The 26,825-nt window shown below is 56.3% G+C and carries 19 protein-coding genes and 2 tRNA genes; 5 read left to right on the forward strand and 16 right to left on the reverse strand.

The window, feature by feature from the left end; translation table 11 throughout:
* Positions 1-80 precede the first annotated feature (80 nt).
* Entirely contained in the window at positions 81-998 is a 918-nt protein-coding gene (gene gcvA, locus WH277_RS06240) for a glycine cleavage system transcriptional regulator GcvA (protein ID WP_133846063.1), read from the reverse strand.
* 345 nt (positions 999-1,343) lie between these two features.
* Positions 1,344-1,568 (reverse strand): YgdI/YgdR family lipoprotein, encoded by a 225-nt coding sequence (locus WH277_RS06245; RefSeq protein ID WP_133846064.1) that lies wholly within the window; start codon positions 1,566-1,568, stop codon positions 1,344-1,346.
* Positions 1,569-1,788: 220 nt separating this feature from the next.
* Here WH277_RS06245 and csdA point away from each other — a divergent pair, with 220 nt between their 5' ends.
* Together csdA and csdE are read left to right on the forward strand one after the other, a co-directional pair.
* Entirely contained in the window at positions 1,789-2,994 is a 1,206-nt protein-coding gene (gene csdA, locus WH277_RS06250) for a cysteine desulfurase CsdA (RefSeq protein ID WP_339505006.1), read from the forward strand.
* Between the two features lie 2 nt (positions 2,995-2,996).
* Positions 2,997-3,437, forward strand: coding sequence for a cysteine desulfurase sulfur acceptor subunit CsdE (gene csdE / locus WH277_RS06255; protein WP_159337932.1), 441 nt, complete (start codon positions 2,997-2,999; stop codon positions 3,435-3,437).
* A gap of 92 nt (positions 3,438-3,529) precedes the next feature.
* On the opposite strand, the gene tcdA is transcribed toward csdE, so the two are convergent.
* Positions 3,530-4,330: a tRNA cyclic N6-threonylcarbamoyladenosine(37) synthase TcdA gene (tcdA, locus tag WH277_RS06260; RefSeq protein ID WP_171149576.1), complete on the reverse strand. Its 801-nt coding sequence runs from the start codon at positions 4,328-4,330 to the stop codon at positions 3,530-3,532.
* Positions 4,331-4,392: 62 nt separating this feature from the next.
* A complete protein-coding gene (gene mltA / locus WH277_RS06265) occupies positions 4,393-5,541 on the reverse strand; it encodes a murein transglycosylase A (RefSeq protein WP_167863290.1) in 1,149 nt (382 codons plus the stop codon).
* A 206-nt stretch (positions 5,542-5,747) separates the two neighbouring features.
* Here mltA and WH277_RS06270 point away from each other — a divergent pair.
* Both WH277_RS06270 and WH277_RS06275 read left to right on the forward strand, forming a co-directional pair.
* Positions 5,748-5,824 (forward strand) — tRNA-Met (locus tag WH277_RS06270).
* Between the two features lie 76 nt (positions 5,825-5,900).
* Positions 5,901-5,977 (forward strand) — tRNA-Met (locus WH277_RS06275).
* Between the two features lie 85 nt (positions 5,978-6,062).
* Here the strand turns inward: WH277_RS06275 and amiC are convergent.
* Entirely contained in the window at positions 6,063-7,310 is a 1,248-nt protein-coding gene (gene amiC, locus WH277_RS06280; RefSeq protein WP_133846069.1) for an N-acetylmuramoyl-L-alanine amidase AmiC, read from the reverse strand.
* A gap of 231 nt (positions 7,311-7,541) precedes the next feature.
* Here amiC and argA point away from each other — a divergent pair, with 231 nt between their 5' ends.
* Entirely contained in the window at positions 7,542-8,897 is a 1,356-nt protein-coding gene (gene argA / locus WH277_RS06285; protein ID WP_159337930.1) for an amino-acid N-acetyltransferase, read from the forward strand.
* A 76-nt stretch (positions 8,898-8,973) separates the two neighbouring features.
* On the opposite strand, the gene recD is transcribed toward argA, so the two are convergent.
* The 11 genes from recD to ptsP form a co-directional block, all read right to left on the reverse strand.
* Entirely contained in the window at positions 8,974-10,812 is a 1,839-nt protein-coding gene (gene recD, locus WH277_RS06290; protein ID WP_159337928.1) for an exodeoxyribonuclease V subunit alpha, read from the reverse strand.
* On the reverse strand, positions 10,809-14,345 hold the full coding sequence (recB, locus tag WH277_RS06295; protein ID WP_339505010.1) for an exodeoxyribonuclease V subunit beta: 3,537 nt from the start codon (positions 14,343-14,345) through the stop codon (positions 10,809-10,811). The genes recD and recB overlap by 4 nt, the downstream gene beginning before the upstream one ends.
* Entirely contained in the window at positions 14,342-17,227 is a 2,886-nt protein-coding gene (ptrA, locus tag WH277_RS06300) for a pitrilysin (protein ID WP_339505012.1), read from the reverse strand. The genes recB and ptrA overlap by 4 nt, the downstream gene beginning before the upstream one ends.
* Before the next feature lie 143 nt (positions 17,228-17,370).
* Complete coding sequence (gene recC / locus WH277_RS06305; RefSeq protein ID WP_339505013.1) at positions 17,371-20,730, reverse strand: exodeoxyribonuclease V subunit gamma; 3,360 nt, start codon at positions 20,728-20,730, stop codon at positions 17,371-17,373.
* Positions 20,731-20,802: 72 nt separating this feature from the next.
* Complete coding sequence (locus WH277_RS06310) at positions 20,803-21,120, reverse strand: prepilin-type N-terminal cleavage/methylation domain-containing protein (RefSeq protein WP_167863294.1); 318 nt, start codon at positions 21,118-21,120, stop codon at positions 20,803-20,805.
* Positions 21,110-21,523, reverse strand: a complete 414-nt coding sequence (locus WH277_RS06315; protein ID WP_171149557.1) for a DUF2509 family protein — start codon at positions 21,521-21,523, stop codon at positions 21,110-21,112. Before WH277_RS06315 ends, WH277_RS06310 begins: the two co-directional genes overlap by 11 nt.
* Positions 21,523-22,074 (reverse strand): prepilin peptidase-dependent protein, encoded by a 552-nt coding sequence (locus tag WH277_RS06320; RefSeq protein ID WP_133846077.1) that lies wholly within the window; start codon positions 22,072-22,074, stop codon positions 21,523-21,525. Before WH277_RS06320 ends, WH277_RS06315 begins: the two co-directional genes overlap by 1 nt.
* Complete coding sequence (locus WH277_RS06325; protein ID WP_159337924.1) at positions 22,065-22,526, reverse strand: prepilin-type N-terminal cleavage/methylation domain-containing protein; 462 nt, start codon at positions 22,524-22,526, stop codon at positions 22,065-22,067. The genes WH277_RS06320 and WH277_RS06325 overlap by 10 nt, the downstream gene beginning before the upstream one ends.
* A gap of 237 nt (positions 22,527-22,763) precedes the next feature.
* Positions 22,764-23,558 (reverse strand): thymidylate synthase, encoded by a 795-nt coding sequence (gene thyA, locus WH277_RS06330; protein WP_133846079.1) that lies wholly within the window; start codon positions 23,556-23,558, stop codon positions 22,764-22,766.
* On the reverse strand, positions 23,555-24,433 hold the full coding sequence (gene lgt, locus WH277_RS06335) for a prolipoprotein diacylglyceryl transferase (protein ID WP_339505016.1): 879 nt from the start codon (positions 24,431-24,433) through the stop codon (positions 23,555-23,557). The genes thyA and lgt overlap by 4 nt, the downstream gene beginning before the upstream one ends.
* Positions 24,434-24,574: 141 nt before the next feature.
* A complete protein-coding gene (gene ptsP, locus WH277_RS06340) occupies positions 24,575-26,821 on the reverse strand; it encodes a phosphoenolpyruvate--protein phosphotransferase (protein ID WP_133846081.1) in 2,247 nt (748 codons plus the stop codon).
* Between the last annotated feature and the right edge of the window lie 4 nt (positions 26,822-26,825).

The raw sequence follows: 26,825 nt of genomic DNA on the forward strand, positions 1-26,825 counted from the left end.
CCATCCTCTATCCGGACAGGGAGGCCCCTCCCTGTCTCTTTATTCATTACCCCTGCCGCTCGGCGGCGAAGGCATCACGGTCAGTGTTCGTAGCGAAAGCGAAATTTTTCTTGTTCGCTGGCCGCTTTTGCCAGAATCCACTGACGGAAGGCGGCTATTTTACCCAGTTCTGCCTGACTGTCATGACAAACCAGATAAAAAGCATTTTTACTGACTAATACATCATTAAACGGGCACACTAACCTGCCCGCTTCAATCTCGCTCTGCGCCATCACGTTATTAGCCAGTGCAACGCCTTGTCCATGGATTGCCGCCTGGAGCACCATGGCACTGTGGCTGAAAATCGGCCCCTGCTGAACATTAATACTGTTCAGCCCCAGTTGGCGGGTATACGCCTGCCAGTCACGGCGTGATGCATCATGCAGTAAAGTATGGCCTGCCAGTGCCGCAGGCGATGTCAACGGGCGCTCGCCCGTTAACAGCAGCGGTGAACAGACCGGCAGCAGGTATTCCGCATAGAGTTTTTCCACCCGCAATCCCGGCCAGTTACCGCGTCCGTAGAAAATCGCCACGTCCACATCATCGGCCAGTTTCTCTTCATCGCGGTCCACGGCCTGGATACGAACATCGATTCCCGGATAAGCTGAGTTAAAGCTGGTCAGTCTTGGCACCAGCCATTGAATGGCAAAACTCGGCAGCAAACTGACCGTCAGTGCGCCTTTTGCACTGCGGGCCTGTAGCTTGCGCGTGGCATCATTCAGCGCGGTGAAAATTTCTTTAATATCGAGGTAATAGCTTTGCCCTTCTTCCGTCAGCAGCAAAGATCGATTACGTCTACGGAACAGCTTAAGGCCCAGAAAGTCTTCCAGTGACTTGATTTGATGACTGACAGCGGCCTGAGTCACAAACAGTTCTTCTGCCGCTCGGGTAAAACTGAGATGACGCGCAGCAGCGTCAAAAACCCGCAGCGCATTCAAAGGTGGTAAACGTTTAGACATGATAGATGGGTACTTTTCATCAAGGCCGGGCGTTGCTCTGTTACACAGAGTTACGTATTAGTTTTTTTTATCCGAGGCATTATAAATTGTCCGTTGAGGAACTGCCAGCAAATACCTATAGTTGCGCCACTTCCTGAGCCGGAACGAAAAGTGTTTTGAAATTTGGTGCTAACGCGCGGAATTTTGAGGGGCTTTTGGCTTGTGTCGTGATGTTGTGTTTGCATTTGACCTGACGATTTTCAGGTCTGGTAGCCTGGCTACCTTTTATTCCTGTAGATTTACCCTGTCTGTCCATATTGATTGTTAATAGCACCGCCTGTGGCGGTGCTTTTTTTTGCCTGCGTTTTACTGGCCCATCTCAACCATCTCTTTGACATCAGAGCGGTTAATCTGCTGTTTTGACCCATTGGCATCTTTATAGCTGATCATCCCGGTATCATCGTCTACCATAGGTTTGCCCTCGGCAACGATAGTCCGGCCGTCATTGGTATGCATCACATAATTGCTTGAACAACCAGCCAGAGCTAATGTCATGGTGCAGGCTGCGATCACAGCGGCGAGCTTTTTCATTTTTATATCTCCGTGATGAGAAGAAGTACCCGATGAGCTGTCAAAATAACAATAGAAAAGGGTTTAACATCCTACTAAGACAGCGCTTCTATTTGCGGGTAAACACTATAAACAGTCATAATTCAGCATAACGCGCTTTTTCAGCTTTGCCAGAAAACCACATCTCTTTCAGTCTGGTCCTAAAAAGGCACGAACCATCCCAGAGGAACGCGTAAAAAGTATGACGTCATTTAACCCGCGGCACTTTCGCCAGCAGTTCCCCGCACTCAACGATGCCACCTGCTATCTCGACAGCGCAGCCACCGCGCTGAAACCGCAGGCGGTGATTGATGCCACGGAACAGTTTTATCGCCTGAGTGCGGGTACGGTCCATCGTAGCCAGTTTGCTGCCGCACAGCGCCTGACCGAACGTTATGAACAGGCCCGCGCACAGGTGGCACACCTGCTGAATGCCGCCAGCAGCCACAATATTGTCTGGACCAAAGGCACCACTGAAGCGATCAATCTGGTGGCACAAAGTTGGCTGCGCCCGCGCCTGCAAGCGGGGGATGAGATCGTGGTCAGCGAAGCGGAACACCACGCTAATCTGGTGCCCTGGCTGATGGTGGCAGAACAGACGGGTGCCCGCGTCGTCAAATGGTCGATTGGTAAAAACCGCCTGCCAGACCCCGATCTGCTCCCGGCACTGCTGAATGCACGCACACGTCTGGTGGCCGTGGGGCAAATGTCTAACGTCACTGGCGGTTGCCCTGACCTGCAACGGATCATCAGCCTTGCGCATGGCTGTGGTGCAAAAGTGATGGTCGATGGCGCCCAGGGCGTGGTGCACTGCCCTCCGGATGTACAGGCACTGGATATTGATTTTTATGCTTTTTCGGCACATAAGCTGTACGGCCCGATGGGCATTGGTGCGCTGTATGGCAAAGCCGAACGCCTGGCAGAAATGGTGCCCTGGCAGGGGGGCGGCAAGATGATAAGCAGCGTGACCTTCGAGGGATTTACCCCGCAACCCGTCCCGTGGTGCTTTGAAGCCGGCACCCCTAATGTGGCTGGCGTCATTGGCCTGAGTGCTGCGCTGGAGTGGTTAAGCCACATCGATGTAGCTGCCGCCGAGCGCTGGAGTTGTGAACTGGCGACACAGGCCGAACAACGTCTGTCGGCACTGCCCGGTTTCCGCAGCTATCGCGCCAGCCACTCCAGCCTGCTGGCATTTGATATTACGGGTATCCATCACAGTGACGTCGTGATGCTACTGGCCGAAAGCGGCATTGCCGTGCGCGCCGGGCAGCACTGCGCCCAGCCGTTGCTGGCCGCCCTGGGCGTCAGCGGGACATTACGTGCCTCCTTCGCCCCTTATAATACCGTTGAAGATGTGGACGCGCTGGTCGCGGCCATGACCACCGCCCTGACACTACTGGCAGATTAATCATGAGTTTACCGCTTATCGCTTCGCATCCCTTTGGCACACTGATTACTCCGGACACACTGCGGGCGCAGTTTTCCCATTTCAGGCAGTGGGAGGAGCGTTACCGCCAGCTGATCCTGCTGGGCAAACAGTTGCCCGCCCTGCCCGATGAACTGAGAAGTGCTGATATTGAGCTGACCGGATGTGAAAATCGCGTCTGGCTGGGGCATCAGCTGATGGCTGACGGGCGTCTGCATTTCTTTGGCGAGAGCGAGGGACGTATTGTGCGCGGGCTGTTGGCCGTACTGCTGACGGCTGTAGAAGGTAAAACAGCGACACAGTTACAACAGGACGATCCGCTGGCGCTATTTGAGCAGTTGGGATTAAAAGAACAGCTGAGCGCCTCACGCAGCGCCGGATTGCAGGCGATGGCCGATGCCGTGATGCGGGCGGTGAATGAATAATACGGCTGCTTGTAACCGTCGGGTCGATCATTTTTTCGATCGACCCGTGCAATAAAAGGCTGACCGAAACAGAAGATCAGCCTCTACGCTATTTATGCCTGACGCGCTGCTTTTGCCATCATTTTCTTCAGCACATGGGATACCGCGACAAAACCAAAGGTGGCGGTGACCATCGTTGCAGCACCAAACCCTGCCGCACAGTCCATACGCTTCGGGCCTTCTGCGGTGCTGCGCGACGCACATACCGAGCCATCCGGCTGCGGATACATCAACGCCTCGGTGGAAAACACGCAGTCGATTCCCAACTTACCTTTGCTGTTTCTGACGATATTGAAATCACTTTTGAGCCGCTCGCGCAATTTCGCCGCCAGCGGATCCTGAATGGTTTTTGCCAGATCGGCCACCTGGATCTGTGTGGGATCAATCTGCCCACCTGCGCCCCCGGTGGTCACCAGCGGCACTTTATTACGCCGACACCATGACAGCAGCGCTGCTTTGGGTCGCACGCTATCAATGGCATCAACCACATAACTGAAGTCCTTCCCAATCAGCTCCGCCGTATTCTCTGGTGTAATGAAGTCGTCAACACAGGTCACCCGGCATTCCGGATTGATCGCCAGCAGACGTTCAGCCATCACCTCGGTTTTCGCCCGGCCAACATTCTCTTTCAGCGCGTGAACCTGACGATTGGTGTTGGTGACGCAGACGTCGTCCATATCGATCAATGTGATCGCACCGATGCCGGTACGTACCAATGCTTCCGCCGCCCACGAACCAACCCCACCAATGCCCACTACACAGACATGCGCATCCGCAAAGAGCTGAAGCGCAGACTGGCCATAGAGGCGCGCCGTTCCGCCAAAGCGTTGCCGCCAGGCATCTGAAAGAACCATCATCTGTTATTCCTCGAAACCTATCCAAACACAGCGGGCCGCCTTCGCCGCCCGCTGTGGATTTACTGACTGACCAGTAAACCACTCTGAGAAGAACTATTCTGTGCAGAAGAGAATATCGGTGCGCCGGCCCCTGGGGCATTTTTCAGCACCCAGACGCGGCCATAATGGTTAAACCAGCCCGCCATATGCCCGGCATCGGGGCCGATTCCCTGGTATATGTCGAAGTGCTGCCCTTTAATGGCCCCCCCTACATCCAGCGACACCATTATACGCATCTCATATTTGCCGGTAAATTTACCGTTGTTATCCAGCAACGGAATCTCTGCCAGCAGCGCAGTACCCGGTGGGATCAACGCACGGTCAGCCGCGACCGAAGCTTTTGCCACCAGCGGCACCGCGCTGGCACCACGCACGGGCGCAAAGTTCTCAGGTTTAAAGAAGACAAAGGAAGGGTTCTGCTCCAGCAGTTCGCGCACCTCAGCCGGGCTGTGCGTTTCGCCCCACTGACGGATAGCCTGCATCGACATGTCTTCGCGCTTCACTTCACCGCGGTCGATCAGAACTTTACCGATACTGCGATAAGGATGGCCATTCTTACCACCGTAGCCGAAGAACGTCAGCGGACGCCCATCCCCGTAGTCAACATAGCCGCTGCCCTGCACATCCATAATAAAGTTATCCATCAGCGAATTGCTGTAGCCCGCGATAAAGCGTTCATCCAGCGCACCACTGTAGATTTCCGCCCGGCTTGGCAGCTTCCTGCCCTTACTACGCGGTGGCATACGGTATAAAGGATACTGGAATTCACCCTGGCGGGTGTAACGCGCCTGAATCACCGGGGTGTAGTAACCGGTAAACTGAACGTTGCCATAATTGTCGGTGCCTTCCATCTGATATGCATCCAGACCGAACTGGCGCAACTGACGAGTATCGCCCCCGGCCATCAGCCAGCTCTCGATGGCGCTATAGGTGCCGGACTGACGCGAATACATGCCCGCAGAGGAAAAACGGATTTGAGAAACCTGGTCGGCAAAGTCTTTGCCATTCACCGGGCGCCCCTTCGCGTTGGGCTGATTGACCAGCGCCAGCGGTTGATTCAGTGTCCCATCCTTATACTGTTGCCCACGATCGGTGGGTTTCGACGAACACCCCGCCAGCAGCGCCAGCAGCGTGCCGGTCACCAGATATTTTGCCCAACCTGCTTTCATGCCTTCTTTACCTTTATACGGGAACCCTGCGCGAAGATAGCAAAGGCACCGCCATAATTAAATGCGCCTTCTGAAAAAGACCTGAGGCATTTGTGCAACATTCCAGCATCTGAGCGTAAAAATCCATCACAACCACGATTTTAGCCACTTATCTGCAAAAAGGGGTTGCAAGAAAACCCATCAGGCGTATAGTGCGCAACCACGGACGCGGGATGGAGCAGCCTGGTAGCTCGTCGGGCTCATAACCCGAAGGTCGTCGGTTCAAATCCGGCTCCCGCAACCAATTAACTGAAGTCTGTAAGATTGAGTTAAGCAGTAAAGAAGATAGTTGTCGTGATGGAAGCGACAAACCACGCGGACGCGGGATGGAGCAGCCTGGTAGCTCGTCGGGCTCATAACCCGAAGGTCGTCGGTTCAAATCCGGCTCCCGCAACCAATTAAACACCCTTAAGGGTGTTTTTTTGTATCTGTCGTTTGTCCCCCTCTTGCTGAATCACAGCGGAATCCTTTCCGCCCGTTGACTATTTATGCAGTGCCAGCGGCGCACCGTTAGCAAAATACGCTTTAATCCCTGCCAGAATGGAATCCGCCACCTGATGCTGAAAACGTGTGGTGCGTAATTTACGTTCCTCTTCGATATTGCTGATAAAGGCCGTTTCTACCAGAATCGAAGGGATATCCGGTGCTTTCAGTACCGCAAAGCCTGCCTGATCCACCGTCCGCTTATGCAGATGGTTAATTTTCCCCATGCGCGACAACACCTCTTTGCCAAACTTCAGACTGTCGTTAATCGTCAGGCTCTGCACCATATCGAACATGGTGTGGTCAAGGTAACGGTCGCCGCTTCTGCTAACGCCCCCAATCAGATCGGATTCATTCTGCGTCTGTGCCAGAAAACGGGCAGCGGTACTGGTTGCCCCTTTCGTCGACAGCGCAAACACCGATGACCCGCGTGCCGCACGGCTGGTAAATGCATCAGCATGAATCGAGATAAACAGGTCGGCACGCTGCTTGCGCGCTTTCGCCACACGCACTTTCAGGGGAATAAAGACATCCTCATTGCGCGTCATATAGGCACGCATGTTCGGCTGCTTATCGATCAGGGCCTTCAGCCGTCGGCCAATCTTCAGCACCACATCTTTCTCGCGCGTTTTATGCTTACCAACGGCCCCGGAGTCTTCACCGCCGTGGCCGGGATCGATCATGATGACAATGGGACGATCCCGACCCGCCTTACCGGGAAGCGGTGCGGCCGCTGGCTGGCTGCGTTCGAGATCGCCCTTGTTGTAATCTTCCAGCAATGCCAGTAGCGGATCATCATTGTGCTGTTGTGTTTGCACCGGATAGAGATCCAGTACCAGACGATTTTTGATCCCGGCAACCGGATCGAGCGTAAAAATACGCGGCGCAACGTTTTGCTTTAGCTCCAGCACCAGCCGGACGGTGTTTTGGTCGAACTGGCCGACACGCGCATTTTTAATATAGGGATCGTCCTGACGGACCAGATTGCCCACGCTATTCAGCGCCGAATTCAGCCGGATATTATCGATATCCACGACCACGCGATCGGGATTGCTGAGGGCAAACTGCTTATACTTAAGCGGCGTGTTGGACTCAATGGTCAGACGTGAATAAGTAGAAGAAGGCCAGAGGCGGATCGCGACCACATGGCCGCTGGCGGCCATGCCGACACGGCTGATGCTGAGTAACCAGGCTGCGCCTGCCCCTTGTAATAACCGCCGCCGGTTAAGTGAGGTTGAATCGGTCATGCCACTCCTGATGCGTTGCTGTGTTTAATAAAAAGCCAATAACAAAAATTTTGCAAAAACTTTAACGAATCCACCAGGCAGTGTCACCCAAAAAAAGCGAATAAATGCAGGGCATTAGCCACAGAGAAATGCGGTAGCAGGTGATAAGTAAGGATAAATGCCACTTGCACCCGGAGTGATAAAAGAATAAAAATACACTTTTACCGAATAATAATTCAAAGAGGGTTTGCCGTGAAGGAACGTAGTACCGAGCTGGTCCAGGGATTCCGCCATACAGTTCCCTATATCAACGCCCATCGTGGTAAAACGTTTGTCATTATGCTGGGTGGTGAAGCCATCGAGCATGAGAACTTCTCAAGCATCGTCAATGATATCGGCCTGCTGCACAGCCTGGGTATCCGCCTGGTCGTAGTGTATGGCGCCCGCCCGCAAATTGATGCCAGCCTCGCCGAGCGTAACCTCGAACCGCTCTACCATAAACATACCCGCGTTACGGATGCGCAGTCGCTGGAGCTGGTCAAACAGGCCGCAGGCCGTTTACAGCTGGATATCACTGCCCGCCTGTCGATGAGCCTCAATAACACGCCGTTACAGGGCGCACATATTAATGTGGTCAGCGGCAACTTTATTATTGCCCAGCCGCTGGGCGTGGATGACGGCGTGGACTACTGTCACAGCGGCCGTATTCGTCGTATCGATGAAGAAGCCATTCATCGCCAGCTGGACAGCGGTGCCATCGTGCTGATGGGGCCCGTCGCCGTTTCGGTCACCGGAGAGAGCTTCAACCTGACCTCTGAAGAGGTTGCCACCCAGCTGGCGATCAAACTGAAAGCTGAAAAAATGATCGGCTTCTGTTCCGAACAGGGCGTGACGAACAATGAAGGCAATATTGTTTCCGAGCTATTCCCTAATGAAGCGCAGAAGCGTATTGAAGAACTGGAAACCAGCGATGATTATCACTCCGGCACCGTGCGCTTCCTGCGTGGTGCCGTGAAAGCCTGCCGCAGCGGCGTGCGCCGTAGTCACCTGATTAGCTATCAGGAAGATGGCACCCTGTTGCAGGAGCTGTTCTCACGCGACGGTATCGGTACGCAGATTGTAATGGAGAGCGCCGAGCAGATCCGCCGCGCCACGATTAACGATATTGGTGGCATTCTGGAACTGATCCGCCCGCTGGAGCAGCAGGGCATTCTGGTGCGCCGCTCGCGCGAGCAGCTGGAAATGGAAATCGATAAGTTTACGATTGTTGAACGCGATAACCTGACCATCGGCTGCGCTGCACTTTATCCATTCCCCGAAGAGCAGATCGGTGAAATGGCCTGCGTGGCAGTACACCCGGATTACCGCAGTTCGGCACGCGGCGAGGCACTGCTGGAGCGCGTAGCGTTACAGGCACGCCAGATGGGGTTAAAAAAACTGTTTGTGCTGACCACGCGCAGTATTCACTGGTTCCAGGAACGTGGTTTTGTCCCGGTGGATATCGAACTGCTGCCGGAAAGCAAAAAACAGATGTACAACTATCAGCGTCGTTCCAAAGTGCTGATGGTCGACCTGCGGGAAGCCAACGCCCATACGCGGCAAAGTTAATCGCGCACCGCACGATTAACCGACGGGGCGAGGCATGCTCCGTTCGATGTTAACCGGGACGGGCATGCCCGTCCCCCTAAACCTGCGTTAATCGATCCACCAGCCCACTGCGCCTTTGCGTGCGCATCTTCACTGCGGCGTTAAACACGCCTTTATCGGCGTACAGCGTTAGCTGTCGTTTGGCACGCGTGATGGCGGTATACACCAGCTCACGCGTCAGCACCGGCATGATCTGATTTGGTAACACCATCAGCGTATGTTCAAACTCCGATCCCTGCGACTTATGCACCGTCATCGCCCAGGCGCTGTCATGCGGCGGCAGGCGACTCGGTTGCACGGCCTTGATGCTGCCATCGGGCAGTGGGAAAAACACTTTCAGCTGCTGCTCATCGTCCAGCATCGCAATACCGATATCGCCGTTAAACAACCCCAGCGCCCGGTCATTACGGGCAATCATCACAGGCCGCCCGACAAACCACTTGCCGTTCATCGCCACAACGCGGCGAATCAGCCCCGCCTGGCGCAGCGACTGCTCAATGCGTTCATTCAGCCCGGCAACCCCAAATGGCCCCTCGCGCAGGGCGCACAGCAGTTGGAATCGGCCAAACTCCGCCAAAACCTCAGCAGGCGGCGCTCCGGCGGCGAGCAATTTCAGATAGCCGCGATAACCCGCCACACAGTCATTCAACAGCTGCTGGTAATCCTCGCTGCTGCTCAGTGCCTGGCGACGAATATCCGTAAATCCACCGCTGAAGACCTGCTCAACCCGCTTCACCTCACCGGCGTTGACCGCCAGCGCCAGCTGACCAATACCTGATGACGCTGTAAAACGGTAGCTTTTCCGCAGCAGGCAGATCATATCGCGCACCACAGAAGCACTGGCATCCTCACGCCCGGCAACGTCACACCCCGTCAGACGCGTGAGTTCAGCGGCACGCTCCAGGCTGTAACCGAATTCGGCACAGCGGCAGATATCCCCCAATACGGCACCCGCCTCTACCGAGGCAAGCTGGTCGCGGTCACCCAGGAAGATCACTCGTGCCTGTGAAGGCAGCGCCGCGATCAGGTTAGCCAGCATCGGCAGATCGACCATTGAGGCTTCATCCACCACCAGCACGTCCAGATGCAACGGATTACCCCGGTGGTAACGCATGCGTTGGCTGCCTGGCAGTGCGCCCAGCAGGCGGTGCAGCGTGGTCGCCTCCGTCGGAAAACGGCTGCGAATCTCCTCGTCCAGCGTCAGTTCCTGTAGCGTTTTTCCCAGTGACTCCGTGAGTCGGGCTGCCGCTTTCCCGGTTGGAGCTGCCAGTTCAATCCGTGGCGCCGTCACTGATAGCTCAATCAGGCTGGCGAGTAATTTCGCCACCGTTGTGGTCTTCCCGGTGCCCGGCCCGCCTGAAATCACTGCAACCTGACGGGTGAGCGCCACGGCAGCGGCAATTTTCTGCCAGTCGTCAGGCTGCTGGCCGAAATAGCGGTCAAGCGTCTGGCGCACCTGCGCCTCATCCAGTGCGACGGCATGCTGCTGGCGCTGCACAAACTGCGCCACTTCCCCTTCGCTCTGCCACATCCGGTGCAGATACAGCCGCTGTTGATGTAACACCAGCGGCGTCGCTGACTCCCCGTTGCTGACGGCGGTTTGTGCCAGTAATGTATCAGCCCAGTCCTGTGGTGCTCCTGCCGCCTGCCACAGTGCCTGCGCCAGCTCCGGGTGACGGCCGGCAAAAAAAGCCTCAGGATGCAGTTGGTCCAGCGGCAGACAGACGTGCCCTTCCCCCGCATCGCGACTGACCAGTGCGGCCGCCAGCATCAGTGCCGGTTGCTCTGCTGTCGCCACCATCTGCGCAAACTGCACATCAAGGGGTCGCAATAGCCGCAGTCGCTGCGCCTGCTTTAATCCTTCTGTCAGCGTCATGCGCCCTGCTCCGCGTTGTTAGCAAACAGCTGGTCAAGCGCAGTGACAAAGTCTGCCTGGGGCCGCGTGCTGTAAATGCCATTGCTTCCCTCCGTCCCGTCCAGGCCACGCAGGAACAGATAAATCACGCCACCGAAATGACGTTCGTAGTCATAGTCCGCCAGACGGTGCCGCAGATAGCGATGCAGCGCCAGCGTGTAAAGCTGGTACTGCAGGTCGTAGCGATGTGACTGCATCGCCTGCGCCATAGCCGGACGCGTGTAAGCGCTACTGTCCTCACCCAGCCAGTTCGATTTGTAATCCAGCAGGTAATATTTTCCCTGCCAGCAAAAGACCAAATCGATAAAGCCTTTCAGCATGCCCTGCACCTGATAAAAATCGAGCGGCGGGCAGTCAGCCGAAAGCGGGTCCTGGCGCACCACCTGGTCCAGTGCATCAGCCGTCAGAAGACGTGAAATCGGCAGATAAAATTGCAGCTCAACTCGCCGGGCTTCAGGTGCAAGCTGATCCAGGCTCACGCCACTGTCATTGAGCGGCGTATGCAAAATACGCCCGAGCCAGTCATGCATCACCGGATGCCAGGCCTCGTCCAGCCCCTGACGACTAAGCTGAAGCGCCAGCCAGTCATCTTCCAACGGTGCGGTAAATTCGAGGGTTTCGAACAATCCATGCAGGAAGGTGCCCGGTGCCGCTCCGCGCGGGAAAGTGTGCGGCGTAAGCTGTGGTAACAGCTCATCGCTGGCTTCCCCCACCGCATCAACATCCAGCCGGGGCAGCAGGTCCAGCGCGGGCGCATGTCCGTGCTGTTGCAGGCCGGAATAACTGGTCACTCGCCAGTCATCGCGCAGGGTACGTTGTAACTGCTGGCTGCTCAGGCGCTGTGGGTCTTCGTGCTGTGGCTGCCACGGCGTATCGTCCGGTTCCTGCGGAATAACGACCGCGGTCGCATCACTTTGCAGGCTCAGCAGTGCCGTCCTTAATCCTGCGGCATCTGCCGCTTCGCCTTGCTGGATCAAGTAGCCCAACGCGCTGCGGTGCAGGTCGCTGTCGCCCTCTTTTTTACGTGTGCCTTTAATCAGGGGAGCAATACCGACGCTACAGTGGTAAACCGAGCGCGTCAGCGCCACATACAGCAAGCGCAGATCTTCTGCCAGCCTTTCCTGCTCGGCCAGCGCCACGCTCTCTTCCCCTTGTTGTAAGTCGAGCAACGCTTCGAAGGTTTGACGATCGTGATAAACGCCGTTTTCCGCCTCGCGGAAGTTGGCAACAAATGGCAACCACACCAGCGGATACTGTAAACCTTTCGATTTATGGATGGTGACAATCTGCACCAGGTTACGATCGCTCTCCAGGCGCAACTGCTGGTTAGCCACTTGCCCGTCCGGCTGTTCCACCTGCTGAGCGAGCCAACGCACCAGCGCATGTTCACTGTCGAGGGTGGCTGCAGCCTCCTGCAACAGTTCACCCAGATGCAGCAGATCGGTCAGACGGCGTTCCCCGCTGTCGGACGCCAGGAGGTTTTCCGCAATATGCCGTTTCACCATCAGATCGCGCAGCATCGGCAGTACACCGCGCTTTAACCAACGCTGGCGGTAGTCGGCAAATTCATCCACCAGGGCATCCCAGGCCCGTTCGTCCTGGTTCAGCGCATCCAGTGCCCTGGCATCAAGGCCCAGCAGGCTGCTGGCCAGCGCACTGCGCAGAACACGCTCCTGCTCCGGTGCCAGCACCGCCTGCAACAGCCACAGCATTTCGCGGGCTTCCGGTGTGGTAAATACGCTGTCACGGTTGGAGAGATACACCGAGGGGATTGCCAGGCCGTTTAATGCCTCACGCATCACCGAGGCCTCACTACGGCTACGCACCAGAATCGTGATATCCGAGGCACGCACCGGCTGCTGTTTACCGGCCTTACCGATCATCGCGGTGCCCTGCTGCCCGGCACTGAGCCAGCGGCGAATTTCCGCGGCACACTGGCGCGCCATAAACTGCTGGTAATCACTGACCCCAACGCCCTCGCCGGGCTGCAACCAGAACTGCAAAGCCGGCTGTTCTGCTCCCTCCAGGCTAAAGCTCAGGGTGGCGTTCGGCTCTGCCGGGCTGACGGTAATAAACGGGATATCATTGAATAAAAACGGGTTTACCTGGTGCAAAAACAGCTTATTAACGCCATCCACCATCGCCGGTGATGAGCGCCAGTTAGTCTCAAGCGTATAGTGAGCACTAACTTCTGCTCGCGCCTTCATATAGGTAAAGATATCCGCACCACGGAAGGCGTAGATAGCCTGTTTCGGATCGCCGATCAGCAGCAGTGCACTGTCTGGCTGCCGCGCATACAGCGTGTGGAAGATGCGGTATTGCTGGGGATCGGTGTCCTGGAATTCATCAATCAGGGCAACCGGATAACGCTGACGGATTGCCGCTGCCAGCGCGGCCCCCCCCGGCTGCTGCAATGCAGCATCAAAACGCCCCAGCAAGTCATCAAACCCCATCTGCGCATGCAGGCGTTTCTCCTGCTGGGTCACAAAACGCACCTCGTGCAACGCCCGGGCAATCACCAGGTCGCGCAATGACAGAGGCTCTGCGAGGAAGGCATCAATCTGGTCAAACAACGGATGCCGTGGCGGCTCGCCTTTCTTGGTTTTATCCGACAGCACGCGCTGACCAAAACGCTCAAGGTCTTTCGCGACCTCATAGTCTTCCGTTGCTGCCTGCGCCCACTGGGTAATTTTTTCCAGCCAGTTAGGTAAGTGCTTACTACTGTAACTGCGCTTGTCCACACCGGAGGACTCAACCAGCGACTGCAAATCGCCTGCCGCCAGCCATGCCTGTTTCAGTTGGTCGATGTGGGCGATGATTTTCTCATGGCGCTGCTCCAGCGTTTCATCGCGGTCTGGCGCTGATTTGAGCGCTGGCGCTTCTCCCCCCAGCCACGGCGAAAGCGTTTTCAGCAGTTGCTCCGGCCCTTCCCACAGTTGACGCACCACGCGCGCCACTGGCAGCGGCAACGGATAGCAGTGACGACGCCAGAAATCGGCCGTTGCGCGACGGCGCAACGGGGTTTCGTCCTCAATCAACTCCTGTTCAAACAGCATGCCGGATTCAAAAGCATTGAGATTCAGCATGCGCTGGCAGAAACCGTGAATAGTAAAGATACCGGCCTCATCCATCTGCCGTTCGGCGGCCAGCAGCATTGATGCTGCCTGCGATAAATCCGCCACTTCAGACATCAGAGCCGAGAGCATCGGGTTATGACTTTCACCGCGAACGCAGGCAATGCGCAGCTCGTGGATATTGGCACGGATACGCCCGCGCAGCTCCGCCGTTGCCGCCTCGGTAAACGTCACAACCAGAATCTCTTCCACTGACAACGGGCGACTGAACGCCGCTTCACCGCCCACCCCCAATAACAGGCGCAGATAGAGCAGTCCGATGGTGAAGGTTTTCCCGGTTCCGGCGGACGCCTCAATCAGCCGCTCGCCGTGCAGTGGCAGGGTTAACGGCTCAAGCCTTTCAGGCACCCGTTGGTTCATGGCTGATCCTGACTCACTGGTAATGATTGCTGCAAGGTAGAGAGATCCTTCCAGGTCTTCCAGCCTGATGGTGCAGCATAGTCAGCTTTGCCGTGGCGGCTGCCGGACACCTGGGACAACAACGCCAGCCCACTCGGCGCAATGACAGCCTGATGGAAGAAGTCAGCCAGCCCCTGCGGCGTTAACGTCTGGATCTGCGCAATCACCTTCTCGCGGGTATCGAAATGGTAGTTCTCACGATCGAAATCTTTGCTAAAGCGCCCGGCTTCCTCATCCAGCGTTTGCGGGCGCTGCTTCAGTTCGTTGATCATCGCAGCCTGATACTGAGCAAAATCTTCGTGGCTCATTTCACGCAGGCGCTTCTCAGCCGTTGGATAAAACGCCTCAAAGCGCTTCAGCAGATAAGCGGGTTGCTTCACGTTACTTTGCAGCAGGAAGCCGATGCCCCACTGACGGCCCACCGGCATCTGGAAGGAGAAGACCGCATAGCCGAGTTGCTCTTCCGTACGGAGCTGATTGTAGAACCACGGCTGAATAATCTGGCTCAGCATCGCACTGCTGGCCATGCTCTGATACTCAGGGAAGCCCAGCGGAATATAGACGGCGGCCAGTGCAGAGTCGGTGCTGCTACCGGGCTGTTGCAGGTTAGCCAGCACTTTTTTATCCACCGTCACGTGCTCACTGTGCCACCAGTCGCTGCCTTCGCAGTTAAGCTGATTTTTAACGTCAGTGGCCAGCTTACGCACGGCATCCGGCGTCATATTCCCTACCACCATCAGTTCCGGAGTGGATTGTTCCAGCAGCATTTTACGGTAGTCTAGTAGCTGTTGTAGCGTGATGGCAGGCACCAGTTTACGGCGTTCACTGCGTTGCGTGTAAGGCAGCTGTGACAGCAGTTGCGCAGGCTGAATCGCCAGCTCAAACGCTTTGCCTTTTTCGGCCGAATCCAGACGCTCCAGATACCAGGATTTCGCCTGTTCCAGCTGCTGTTCCGTTGGGGTAAAGCTGGCGTAACCGTCCAGCAGTTGGCCCATCAACTTCGGCAAACGCTGCGTGAACCCGCTGGCACTAAAGGAAACGCCGTCATCTTCACTGGTGGAAAAACTGATGCCACCGACAGAAGCCTGGGAACTCAGTTCATCCAGCGCAACCCCCGCCAGATAATCATTAAGCGCAAACAACACCTGATTTTGCGCGGTGCTCATTGACGCCTTGTTACGCAGGGCCAGGGTGATATTAGCTTTAGGCTCATCGGCGTAGTACTGGCTTGGCATGTAGAACACGCGCAGCCCTTTCTGATTCACCAGCTCTTCCGGGCGCTGATACTTTTTATCGGCCTTGATCAGGCTGAAATCATCCGGGATGTAAGGATTCAGAACGGGCAACGACAGACTGATTTTGTCGCCAGCAGCCTGCCAGTCAGTAAAGCGCTGTGCAGAAATACGGTCGACCTGATAAGGCGCATCGACAAAGTAAGCGGTTTTATTGTGTGGCTCTTTCGGGCTGATAAACCAGATACGCGCATTTTGTGGCGTCATGCCATCCAGACGGGCGTTAACCGCCTGCGGATCAAACTGGTCGGCAATATACGGGGCGACCAGCGTATCCTCGACCGGTACGCGCAGCATGGTATCCACCAGCCATTCGATGTAGTCCATGTCGCGGGTAATCGACGGATAACGAAAGTCCAGATCCAACACGTGAGACACTTCATCAAAGTAGCGCTTATCAATGCCCTGAGTACGCAGCGTTTTCAGGTAGCTGAATACGGCGGCAATCACTTCATCCCGGTTAGCCTGGCCTTTATCGGTCAGGGAGATAGCGATGGAGAACACGCCACCGTTGCGGTCGATCATCGGGTCAGCACCCGCACTGATGGAATCCGCCAGGCCCTGATTTTGCAGCCAGTCTGAGAGCGTATTTTTGCTGCGGTTACCAATCAGATACCCGATCAGCGTGTCCGTTTTGCTGCGGAATTTGTCGCTGTTGTTATCGATGCGGAATTCGATTTTCAGCTGCTTACGTGGCTGGGCCGGCACGTAGTGAATGATCACGCCTTTCTGCTGGTCGGTCACCACCGGAACGGTGATATCCGGCACCGTGGCATGGCGGTTTTCCACGCGCCCAAAGGTTGCGGCGGCAATTTTCTCCAGCTCCGGCAGTGGCTGATTACCGTAGATCACTGCCTTCATTAAGTTGGCGGAGTAGTAGCGATGGTAAAAGGCCTTCAGCGCATCGTGCAGTTTGCTGCCCGGTTTATCGCGCAGGGTTTCCAGATTCCCGCCAGAGAAGCGTGAGCTGGGGTGTTCTGGATTGAGAGTTTCAGCACCGACCTGCGCCATGCGCAGACCGTCACGCGAACGGGCCATCGTCAGCTCGGCGTTCACTGCATGGCGCTCGCGGTCAGCATTCACCGGGTCGAGCAGCGGTTCAGCGATAGCATCGGCCAGGCGGTCGACGGCGGGTTGCAGGGCATCGTTTTCCACTTCCAGGTAGAACGCGGTGCGATAAGACGCGGTGCTGGCGTTATGGCTGCCACCGTGTTTTTTGAGGAATTCAGCGAGGTTATCCGGCTGCGGGTAACGTTTTGAGCCCATCAACACCATATGTTCGAGGTAGTGTGCCAGGCCAAGTTGATCGGTTGGGTTTTCCAGTGAGCCGACCGGCAGCGTCAGCGCTGCCAGCGATTTCGTGGCCTGCGCGTCGGACACCAGCAGAACGGTCATGCCATTATCGAGCTTAATGGCCTGATACTGGCGTGGGTCCTTCTCACTTTTACGGATGGTTTCAGTGAGGGGCTGCCAGCCGGTCTGAGCAAGTGTCAGTGGGCTGAACATCGAGACGGAAACAAAACAAGCTAACCAGACTGCATAACGACGCATTCAAACTCCTCAACGGGCTGGTGTTATCCGGCTTCCCGCCAGATGAACATCGGCTTACAAATTTCAGCGTACGGCTGTGTGACGTGACATACGCTAACACAATAAAAACACTACAGGATGTCGCCCTGAATGTCCTGAAAACATCAACTATTATGCACCAGTAACGGCAGCAACCACCGCTCTGCCTGCACGGCCATCTCTTGTTCGCTATTGCTATCCAGGGTACGCAGTAAACGTTGCAGATAAGGGTCTGTGCCCTCGCCGTCAACCTGATAATTTCCCTGCCAGCTCAGCAACAGTTTCCCGCGTGCTTTTTTCAGCGTTGCGTCATCGCGCAGCACCGCGCCCGCTTTCTCATCAAAGCAGGCTTTCAACCAGGCACCGCCGGATGCGGTCAGCAGCAGTGGCGCACACATGCCCTGACGATAACCGTCAACATACCCGGCAAGCTGCTGCTTTGCAGCAGCAGGGGCCAGCGGAGTGAAATGCCATTCGCTCTCTTTGCGTCCCAACATCCTACTGCTGCCGGTGCCCCCCATCGAACAGTACACCAGGTGCTCCAGCCACAGCGTCAGGCCATCATTGAAGTTGAGAATGCCGGGCCGCCAGCGCAGCAATCCGCTGTCCTGTACCTGGGGCAGCCAGCCGTTTAAGGTCACGCCCCCCACTTCCAGTGCGATCTCCCAGCTCTCAGCCGCCGCCCGCAGTTCACGTACGCGCCCCGCCAGCTCGCTCATCTCCTGCTCCTGTTCCTGCCAGAACAGTTCGCCAAAGGCCCCATAGGGTAACGCCCCGGCGGCGCGCTGACGGGCATACAATCGTTCGCTTTCACTGCCCTCAATCAGGCTGTTAAGCAGTTGAGTGTTGACCTGATAGCGGCTCAGACCCTGTAAAGAAAAAGGTTCCGCATCGGGCAGCCCGGTCTCTTCAAGATGGAAGCTGACCCCAAGACGCAGGCTGAAAAAAGCCCTGACCGGATGGCGCCAGAAGCGCGCCAGCTTGTCGAAGCTGAGCTCATCCGTACTTTCATCAGGCAGTACCTGCATAAACGGCGGGTGTGCCGTCCCCTGTGCGCTGGCAGCAGGGAGCCATTCAGCGGCAAAGCTGCGGAACTCCGATTCAGCGCTGAAGTTTTCCGCGGCAAAGGGCATCCGGCTATGCAAATGGTGCAGATGCTCCACGACGGCTTTTGCGCTGCTGTCGACATCCCGATCGCGGTCCTGCTCCAGGCAGAAGCTCTGACTGATGTATTCCACTAATTCACTGACCAGCACAGAGGGGTAACGTTCCGTATTATCCTGAATCGAGCGGCCGATGTAGCTGATATACAGCTGTTGCTGCGCCGAGTTCAGCGCTTCGAGGAACAGATAACGGTCATCGTCACGGCGACTACGGTCCCCCTTCTGCGACTGCTGGCTCATTAAGTCAAAGCCCAGCGGCGGCAGCGTACGCGGATATACGCCGTCGTTCATTCCCAGCAGACAGACGACTTTAAACGGGATCGAACGCATGGGCATCAGAGTACAGAAGTTAACCGGGCCGGCGAGGAAGCGCTGGCTGATGCGCTGCTGGTCGAGGCGTGACGACAGCTCATCACGCAGTAGCGTCAGCGGCACGGCCTGCTGATAACCTGCCTCCACGCCGTAGTTGATCGCCTGCTGCCACTGCTCTTCAATCAGCGTCAGCGCCGCTTCGGTTTCTGCGTCACTGGTAAAGAAATCATCCAGCATTTGGCGGCACAGCGGCAGCCAGTGCTGGAGTTCACGGGGTTCACTCAGCCACTGCCGCCAGCGGTTGAGCTGCATCAGCAGTTCAGCAAGGTTTCCGGCCAGTTCTGCAATCAGCCCGCTGGATTCATCGTAAGGCAGGATACCCTGCCAGTCCCCGGCCTCGCTGTTCATAGCATAGCCCAGCAGCATACGCGTCAGACCAAAATGCCAGGTGTGCTGGCCGGTAGCAGGCAGATCCAAATCGCGCACGCTGTCATCATCAAGCCCCCAGCGAACGCCGGACTCCGCAACCCAGTGGCGCAGCAGACGTAATCCTTCTTCATCCACGGTAAAACGGCTGGCGAGTGCAGGCACTTCCAGCAACGCCAGCACATCCTCGGCGGTAAAGCGGCTTTCCGGCAAACTGAGCAACGAGATAAAAGCCTGCAATGCCGGGTGCGCCTGGCTGGCACGGCGGTCGGAAATAGCAAACGGCAACGCGCGATCGGCCGGAGCATTGCCAAACACCGCCTGAATAAACGGGGTATAAGCGTCAATGTCAGCCACCATGACGATAATATCGCGCGGGGTCAGCGACGGGTCGTCAGCCATCATGGCCAGCAGCCGATCCTGGAGCACCTCCACCTCGCGCTGTGGGCTGTGACAGAGGTGGATCGCCACCGAACGATCTTCAGGGGAGAGCACCCGCTTGCTACGACTCGTAGACCATTCACTTTGCTTCAGGCCAATCGCGGCATGATCTTCCAGCTCCAGCAAATCCCGCTTCAGGGCATGCAGCAGGTTTGTCGGCTCAATATCGACAAAGGCAAAGACTTCATTCGGTTCCATTTGCGCCAGCAGGTACAAATTGTCACGCCCCAACTTGCCCCAGGAGGCCAGCAACGGGTTACTCAGCTGCTGTTCACCGCCTTCATTAAACAGCCCTGGGGCTGCATCGCTGTCACGAAACTGGGGGATCTCGCGGTTATCCTGATAATGGCGACGATGGCGGCTTTGTAATTTTGCCAGGAAACCATAATCCTGAATGTCGCCCCAGTAGTGACGGCAGGGATTCGTGAAAAGCAGATGGATATCAATATGTTTACCCAAAGCCTGGAGGGCTTGCAGGTAAACCGGCGGCAGTGCTGAGATACCACAGATAAACACACGATCGGGGAGGTTAGCCGGGCGTTCACCGCTGTTGTCCAGCCGGGCAATAAAGCGCTGATAGAGGTTGGCACGGTGCCATTCTGGCTGGCCGAGTTTATCCGTGTAGTCAACCAGCGCAGCCCACAGCGGTGCCTGCCAGCATTGGGATTCCCCCAGATCATCCACCAACTGCCCTTTTTCCCAGCTGTTCAGCCAGTGAGGGCGATAGACCAGATACTGGTCAAAGAGATCCGCCACGCGGGACGCCAGCTGGAACAGCTTACGGTCGTCGCCATCGCTGAGATAATGACGCAGCATTTCAAATTCTTCACCGCCCAGCATTCCGGGCAGGATAGCCATCAGCTTCCAGCTCATGCTGGATTTATTAAAGGCACTCTCTTTCGGGATCTCCGGCAGCACGCGGACAAACATGTCCCAGATAAAACTGGCGGGCAGGGGAAAGTCGATATTCGCGGCAATGCCGAACTCTTCGGCCAGCGACATTTGCAGCCACTGCGCCATGCCCGGGCTTTGTACCAGCACCACTTCAGAACGCAGTGGATCGCCCAGCGGCTGGTTTTCTATCTGCCAGCACGCCAGTGTTTTTAGCAAATCCAACTGATTGGAGTGGTACACGGTAAACATACAAATATGCCCTTAAACAATACGCCGGAGGCTACTGTAACCCGATAAGCCCGGCTTGCAAATGTCACTATGTTATCGGTTTCTCTCATCGCACTGGAGGTGCGTCAGTTCGGCACGCCGCCCGGCGGGGCTGATTGCCTGCACGGTGATCAGTTGGCAACCCTGTGGGCCGCTACGTGACTGTTGCTGTATTTGCCAGCCTGCGGTCGCCTTCCCCTCTCGTCGCTGGAAAGCCTGCCACCAGGCATCGCGCTGCTGCCACTGCCAGTGGAAACCCTGCCCCAGCACCTGCTGGTAGTGCAGCAACGCCGTGTAACTCAGGCTGAACAACAGCAGAGAAAACAGGATTTCCACCAGGCTAAATCCCTGCTGCGTGTGACTAGTTGACATCGCAGGCCCCCTCCCCGGTCAAGGGGCAGTAATCCAGCCAGCCGTGCGGCTGTGCCTGTAAAGTCCCGTTCGCTTGCTGACCGACCCAGCGATAAAGTGCCAGCGTATCTGGCCCACTGTCACCGCGCAGTAATTGATCAACGGGCTGAAAACAGGCACGCCAGTGATGCTCCGCTTGCTGCTGGCAATGCCACTCTTCAGCCGCAACCCAGTGCAAACGTTCGCCCCAGGCCAGGGCGGACATCGCCCCGGTAAACTGCTGAAGGTAATGTCGTTCATCGCCCACCTGGCTCATTGAATCATCAAGCTGCCGTCGTGTGGTGTTGAGCATCAGAGTTCCCATCAGCAGGATCATCATCACCATAACGAGTGCCCCGCTACCCCGCTGTGTCGATGTCTGCATCACAGATTCTCCGCCGTCAGCCAGTGTTCCAGATCGCGCACGATACCCGGATCGCGCTGCGCAAAACCACTGAGGCTGACCTTGATCTGGCGCCCTGTCTGGACCAGCTGAAAAACACGGATGCCAACGCGCCGGGGGTCATTCAGCCTTTCCCAACCGCCGCCCTGGCAGTCTGTGACGCCACGCTGCATTTCCAGACTGGTGCCACGCAGACGGTAACCATAAACTTCACTGTCCTCACGCCCCGGCGCTTCCCAGCGGCCATTACTGTTTTCATCCCAGCGCACCAGCAGGCATCCCGCTGAGATGTGTAACCCGGGTTGTGCAGCATCACGGCAGTTGCCGTGGCAGTACCCGGCACGCCGCACGGCTTTTTCCAGGGTGTGCATGATCTGCTGAAGATCCTCATGCAGTTGGGTCTGCATCATGAGACGCAGGTTTTGTGCCTGAAGCTGCGGCAGCGTGCGCGCCGCTGACAGCATTAACATGCTGCCAATCGCCATCGCCATCAGCATTTCCAGCAGCGTGAATCCCTGGGCCTTCATCGACAGTTCTCTTCAGAGGGTGAACAGATGCGTACCCGTCCACGAGACGAGACAACAATCCGCCGCTTACCGGCTGCGTTGCCGATTAAAATACTGCCGGGATGGGCGGTATTTTTCTTGCCATAAAACCCTAAATCGCTGGTGACCAGCTCAACGCTCACGCCGGGGTGCGGTGCACGTAACGTATGTTTTGTGATGCTCAGACAATCTGCCGTCCCCGCCCCCAGGCACCAGCGCCCGGCGGATTTCAGCCACAAGAGATGCACAGTATTGTGCCAGTTGGCATCACTGCGCAGCCGTTGCAGCAGACGCTGGATCTGCTGGGCACTGTCGTTCAGTTGCTGCCGCTGCTGCCAGCTGTGCCAGCCGCTCCATGCGCCCAGGCTCAGCAGACTGACAATCGTCACTACCACCATCATTTCCAGCAGGGTAAACCCGCGCACGTTTTTCGTTTTCATGCACGACAGTGTGCGCTTTCCGTTCGCTCAAACCAGCGGCAGTTGGCAGGGTTGCGCGCCGTCTTCCAGACTGATTGCCCACTTGCATGTGCTTTCATTCAGATGACAAGAAGGCTCTTAATGTTGGGGAAAATACAGGGAGGTGAACAAGCCAGTGAGGAGAGATAAAGCGGTAACATCAACAACAGAGAGGGTTTTGTCGAAAGGTGATGCCCCCGGTTAAGGGGGCATGCAGGTCTAGATTGCGACCGGGGCTTTAATTGCCGGATGCGGATCGTAGCCTTCAATCTCGAAGTCGTCGAAACGATAGTCGAAGAGGGAAGCCGGTTTACGTTTGATCACCAGCTTCGGCAGCGCACGCGGCTCACGCGTTAACTGCAAACGCGTCTGCTCAAGGTGGTTGCTGTACAGATGAGTATCCCCGCCCGTCCAGACAAAATCACCGACTTCCAGGTCACACTGCTGCGCCATCATATGCACCAGCAGCGCATAGCTGGCGATGTTAAACGGCAGGCCGAGGAAGATATCGCAGGAGCGCTGATAAAGCTGGCAAGAGAGCTTGCCATCAGCCACGTAGAACTGGAAAAACGCATGACAGGGTGCCAGCGCCATCTGATCCAGCTCACCGACATTCCAGGCGGAAACAATGATGCGACGGGAGTCCGGGTCGCTTTTCAGCTGTTCGACCACTTTCGTCAGCTGGTCAATCTGAGCACCATCGGGTGCTCCCCAGCTGCGCCACTGTTTGCCGTAAACCGGGCCAAGATCGCCATTTTCATCAGCCCACTCGTCCCAGATCGAGACCTTATTTTCTTTCAGGTACGCGATGTTGGTGTCACCGTTCAGGAACCACAGCAGCTCATGAATAATCGAGCGCAGATGGCACTTTTTGGTGGTAACCAGCGGGAAACCTTCCTGCAAATTGAAACGCATCTGATGACCAAAAATCGACAATGTGCCGGTGCCGGTACGATCATTTTTCGGCGTGCCCTGGTCGAGCACATGCTGCATTAACGCCAGATACTGTTTCATTTTTCCTCACGAAGCTGTGGCTGCGGACGACGACGATACGCCCAAATCATCATAATCACGCCAGCCACAATCATTGGTACAGAGAGGATCTGCCCCATGCTGATGCCGCTGAACAGGCCAAGCTGCTGGTCAGGCTGACGGAAGAATTCAACGATAATACGGAACGCACCGTAGCCAATCAGGAACAGCCCAGATACCGCGCCCATCGGGCGAGATTTACGAATGAAGACGTTGAGGATGATAAACAGCACGATACCTTCAAGGATCAGCTCATAAAGCTGTGAAGGATGACGTGGCAATACACCGTAGGTTGACAACAACTGCTGCCATTCAGGATGGGTTGCGACCAGGGCGATATCTTCGCTACGCGAGCCAGGGAACAACATCGCCCACGGCAGATTGGGGTCAACGCGGCCCCACAGCTCACCGTTAATAAAGTTGCCGAGTCGGCCAGCACCCAACCCAAATGGGATCAGCGGTGCCATAAAATCAGAAACCTGGAAGAAATTGCGTTTGGTGCGCCAGGCGAAGATCAGCATCACCACGATCACCCCAATCAGGCCTCCGTGGAAAGACATGCCGCCATCCCAGACTTTAAACAGGTACAGCGGGTTATCCAGGAACAGCGGCATATTGTAGAACAACACATAGCCGATGCGCCCGCCGAGGAAGACACCCAGGAAACCGGCATACAGCAGATTTTCTACTTCTTCTTTTTTCCATCCGCTACCCGGTTTGTTAGCACGGCGAACTGCCAGCCACATCGCGAAAACGAAACCCACCAGGTACATCAGTCCGTACCAGTGCAGTGAAACCGGTCCGACGGAGAAAATCACCGGATCAAATTGGGGGAAAGCCAGATAGCCGTTATTCATCTTTCACCATTAGTAAAGTCAGTCCTGACAGGCAGCCGCACACTCCGGGGCTGCATAAGGCGCGCATCATAGCATAATGCGAATTATTGCGGCCTGAGCTAACTGTAAACTTTGTTAAGCAAACGCTGCCAAAAAACACGGTTAACGGCCACCACGAATCAGGCCGCCTAAACCTCGCCGCTCCATAAACGAGGCCACCAGATGACGTACCTCTGTCGCGAACTGGGCTTCCATACCCCGTTGCGCCAGGACTTGTGCATCTTCATGCTCAAGATGGCTCAGCAGGTATTTTACGCGTGCCACGTTGCGGCCATTCATACTGAGATGGTGATAACCCATGCCCACTAACAGCGCCACGCACATGGTATCACCGGCCATTTCACCGCACAGACAGAGTTCGATACCGGCACGTTGGGTTTCATCCGCAATACTTTTTAATGCCCGCAGCATCGCCGGATGCAGGCTGTCATACAGACTGGCCACCCGGGTATTGTTACGGTCAACCGCCAGCAGATACTGTGTCAGATCGTTGGTGCCCACAGAGACAAAATCGACGCGCCCCTTAAGCTGCCCGATCATAAAGATCATGGAGGGGACTTCGATCATGATGCCAATGCGCGGCTGTGGAATAACATAGCCGAGCATCTCTTCCACTTCACGCGCAGCACGTGCGATCAGGCGGCGGGCCTCATCGATCTCTTCCAGACTGGTGATCATCGGCAGCAGAATATTCAGATTGCCGCTGGCGACATTGGCACGCAACATGGCGCGCAGTTGCACCAGGAAGATCTCCGGTTGATCCAGCGTCAGACGAATACCGCGCCAGCCAAGACAAGGGTTTTCTTCACTGATGGGCATATAGGGTAGCTGTTTATCCGCCCCCACATCCAGAGTACGCAGGGTCACCGGCTTATCCAGGAACAGTTGCAACATGCCCTGGTACTGCGCCACCTGCTCTTCTTCCGATGGAAAACCGTTTTGCAGCATAAACGGAATTTCGGTGCGATACAGACCCACACCGTCCACCCGGTTCCCTACCATCTTCTCGTGTTCGGCGCTTAGGCCTGCGTTGAGCATCACTTTTACCGGCTCACCGCTTTTCAGCGCGCCGGGCAGGAAGACAAAATCCTCCGCCAGCAGGCTCAGTTCATTCTCTTCGCTGATCAGCCGCTGATATTCCTGCACCAGCACGGGTTCAGGATCGACCAGCAGTTCGCCTCGGTAGCCGTCAACGATCAGCAGATGCCCTTTCATCAGCTCGGGCTGGATGTCAGCACCCATCACCGTTGGGATGCCCATCGCCCGCACCATAATCGCGGCATGCGAGTTGGCGGCACCATCGCGCACCACCACCCCCGCCAGGCGGTCACGCGGCAGCTCGGCCAACGTGGTGGCGGTCAGCTCATCGGCCACCAGTACAAAGCGCTCAGGCCAGGTGTTAGTGCCCTGCATGGTGTCATCGAGGTGAAACAGCAGACGCTGCCCCAGCACGCGCAAATCGCCTGCACGCTCACGCAGATAGCTGTCCTGCAAGCTGGCAAACTGCGCGGCGAATTTTTCAATGACTTTTTTAACCGCCCACTCGGCCACCGATCCGGCATCGATTTCCGCCAGCAGATCTTTTTTCAGCCGGGCATCACTTAAGAGGTGTGAGTAGAGATCGAAGATCGCCGCACTCTCTTTGTGCATGCTGGCAGTAAAACGCTTGCTGTAACGACGAAACTCGTTTGAGGCTTCACTCATGGCGAGCGCAAGGCGTTCGCGTTCTCGCACGGTATCGAGGGTCGATGCCGCGAAGACGTTTTCCAGTGAAGGCTGGCTAGAGTCGACCCAACCCTCCGCTACCGCAACGCCAGGCGCCGCCGCCAGCGCACGAATGCGGGTTTGACGGTACTGGCCAAACAGGGCATTAAGCTGTGACTGTGAGAGGATCGCTGCCATTTGCGTGGCCAGCGTAACCAGAAAAGACTCTTCACTTTCGTCGAACTGACGATGTTCGCGCTGCTGAACCACCAGCACGCCAAGCAACTGGCGACGGCTGATAATCGGCACGCCAAGAAAGGAACGGAAGCGCTCCTCTTTCACCGAAGGAATATATTTGAAGCTGGGGTGACTCTGCGCATCGGCGAGGTTAATGGGCTCTGCAAGCCGCCCTACTAAGCCAACGATACCTTCATCAAATGCCAGGGCAACAGTGCGCCCACGCGGCTTTTTTAGCCCACGGGTAGCCATCAGGTAATAGCAGCGACGATCGTGATCCGCGAGATAGACCGAACAGACTTCGGTTTGCATCGCCACACAGATTTCGTTAACCAGAATATCCAGCGCCTCGGTAAGCCGGGGCGCTGCCGCCACTTTCTCAACTATTTCGCGTAGCTGTGTGAGCATAATC

The sequence above is a fragment of the Erwinia sp. MYb416 genome, from assembly GCF_037479575.1.
GTDB lineage: Bacteria > Pseudomonadota > Gammaproteobacteria > Enterobacterales > Enterobacteriaceae > Erwinia > Erwinia rhapontici.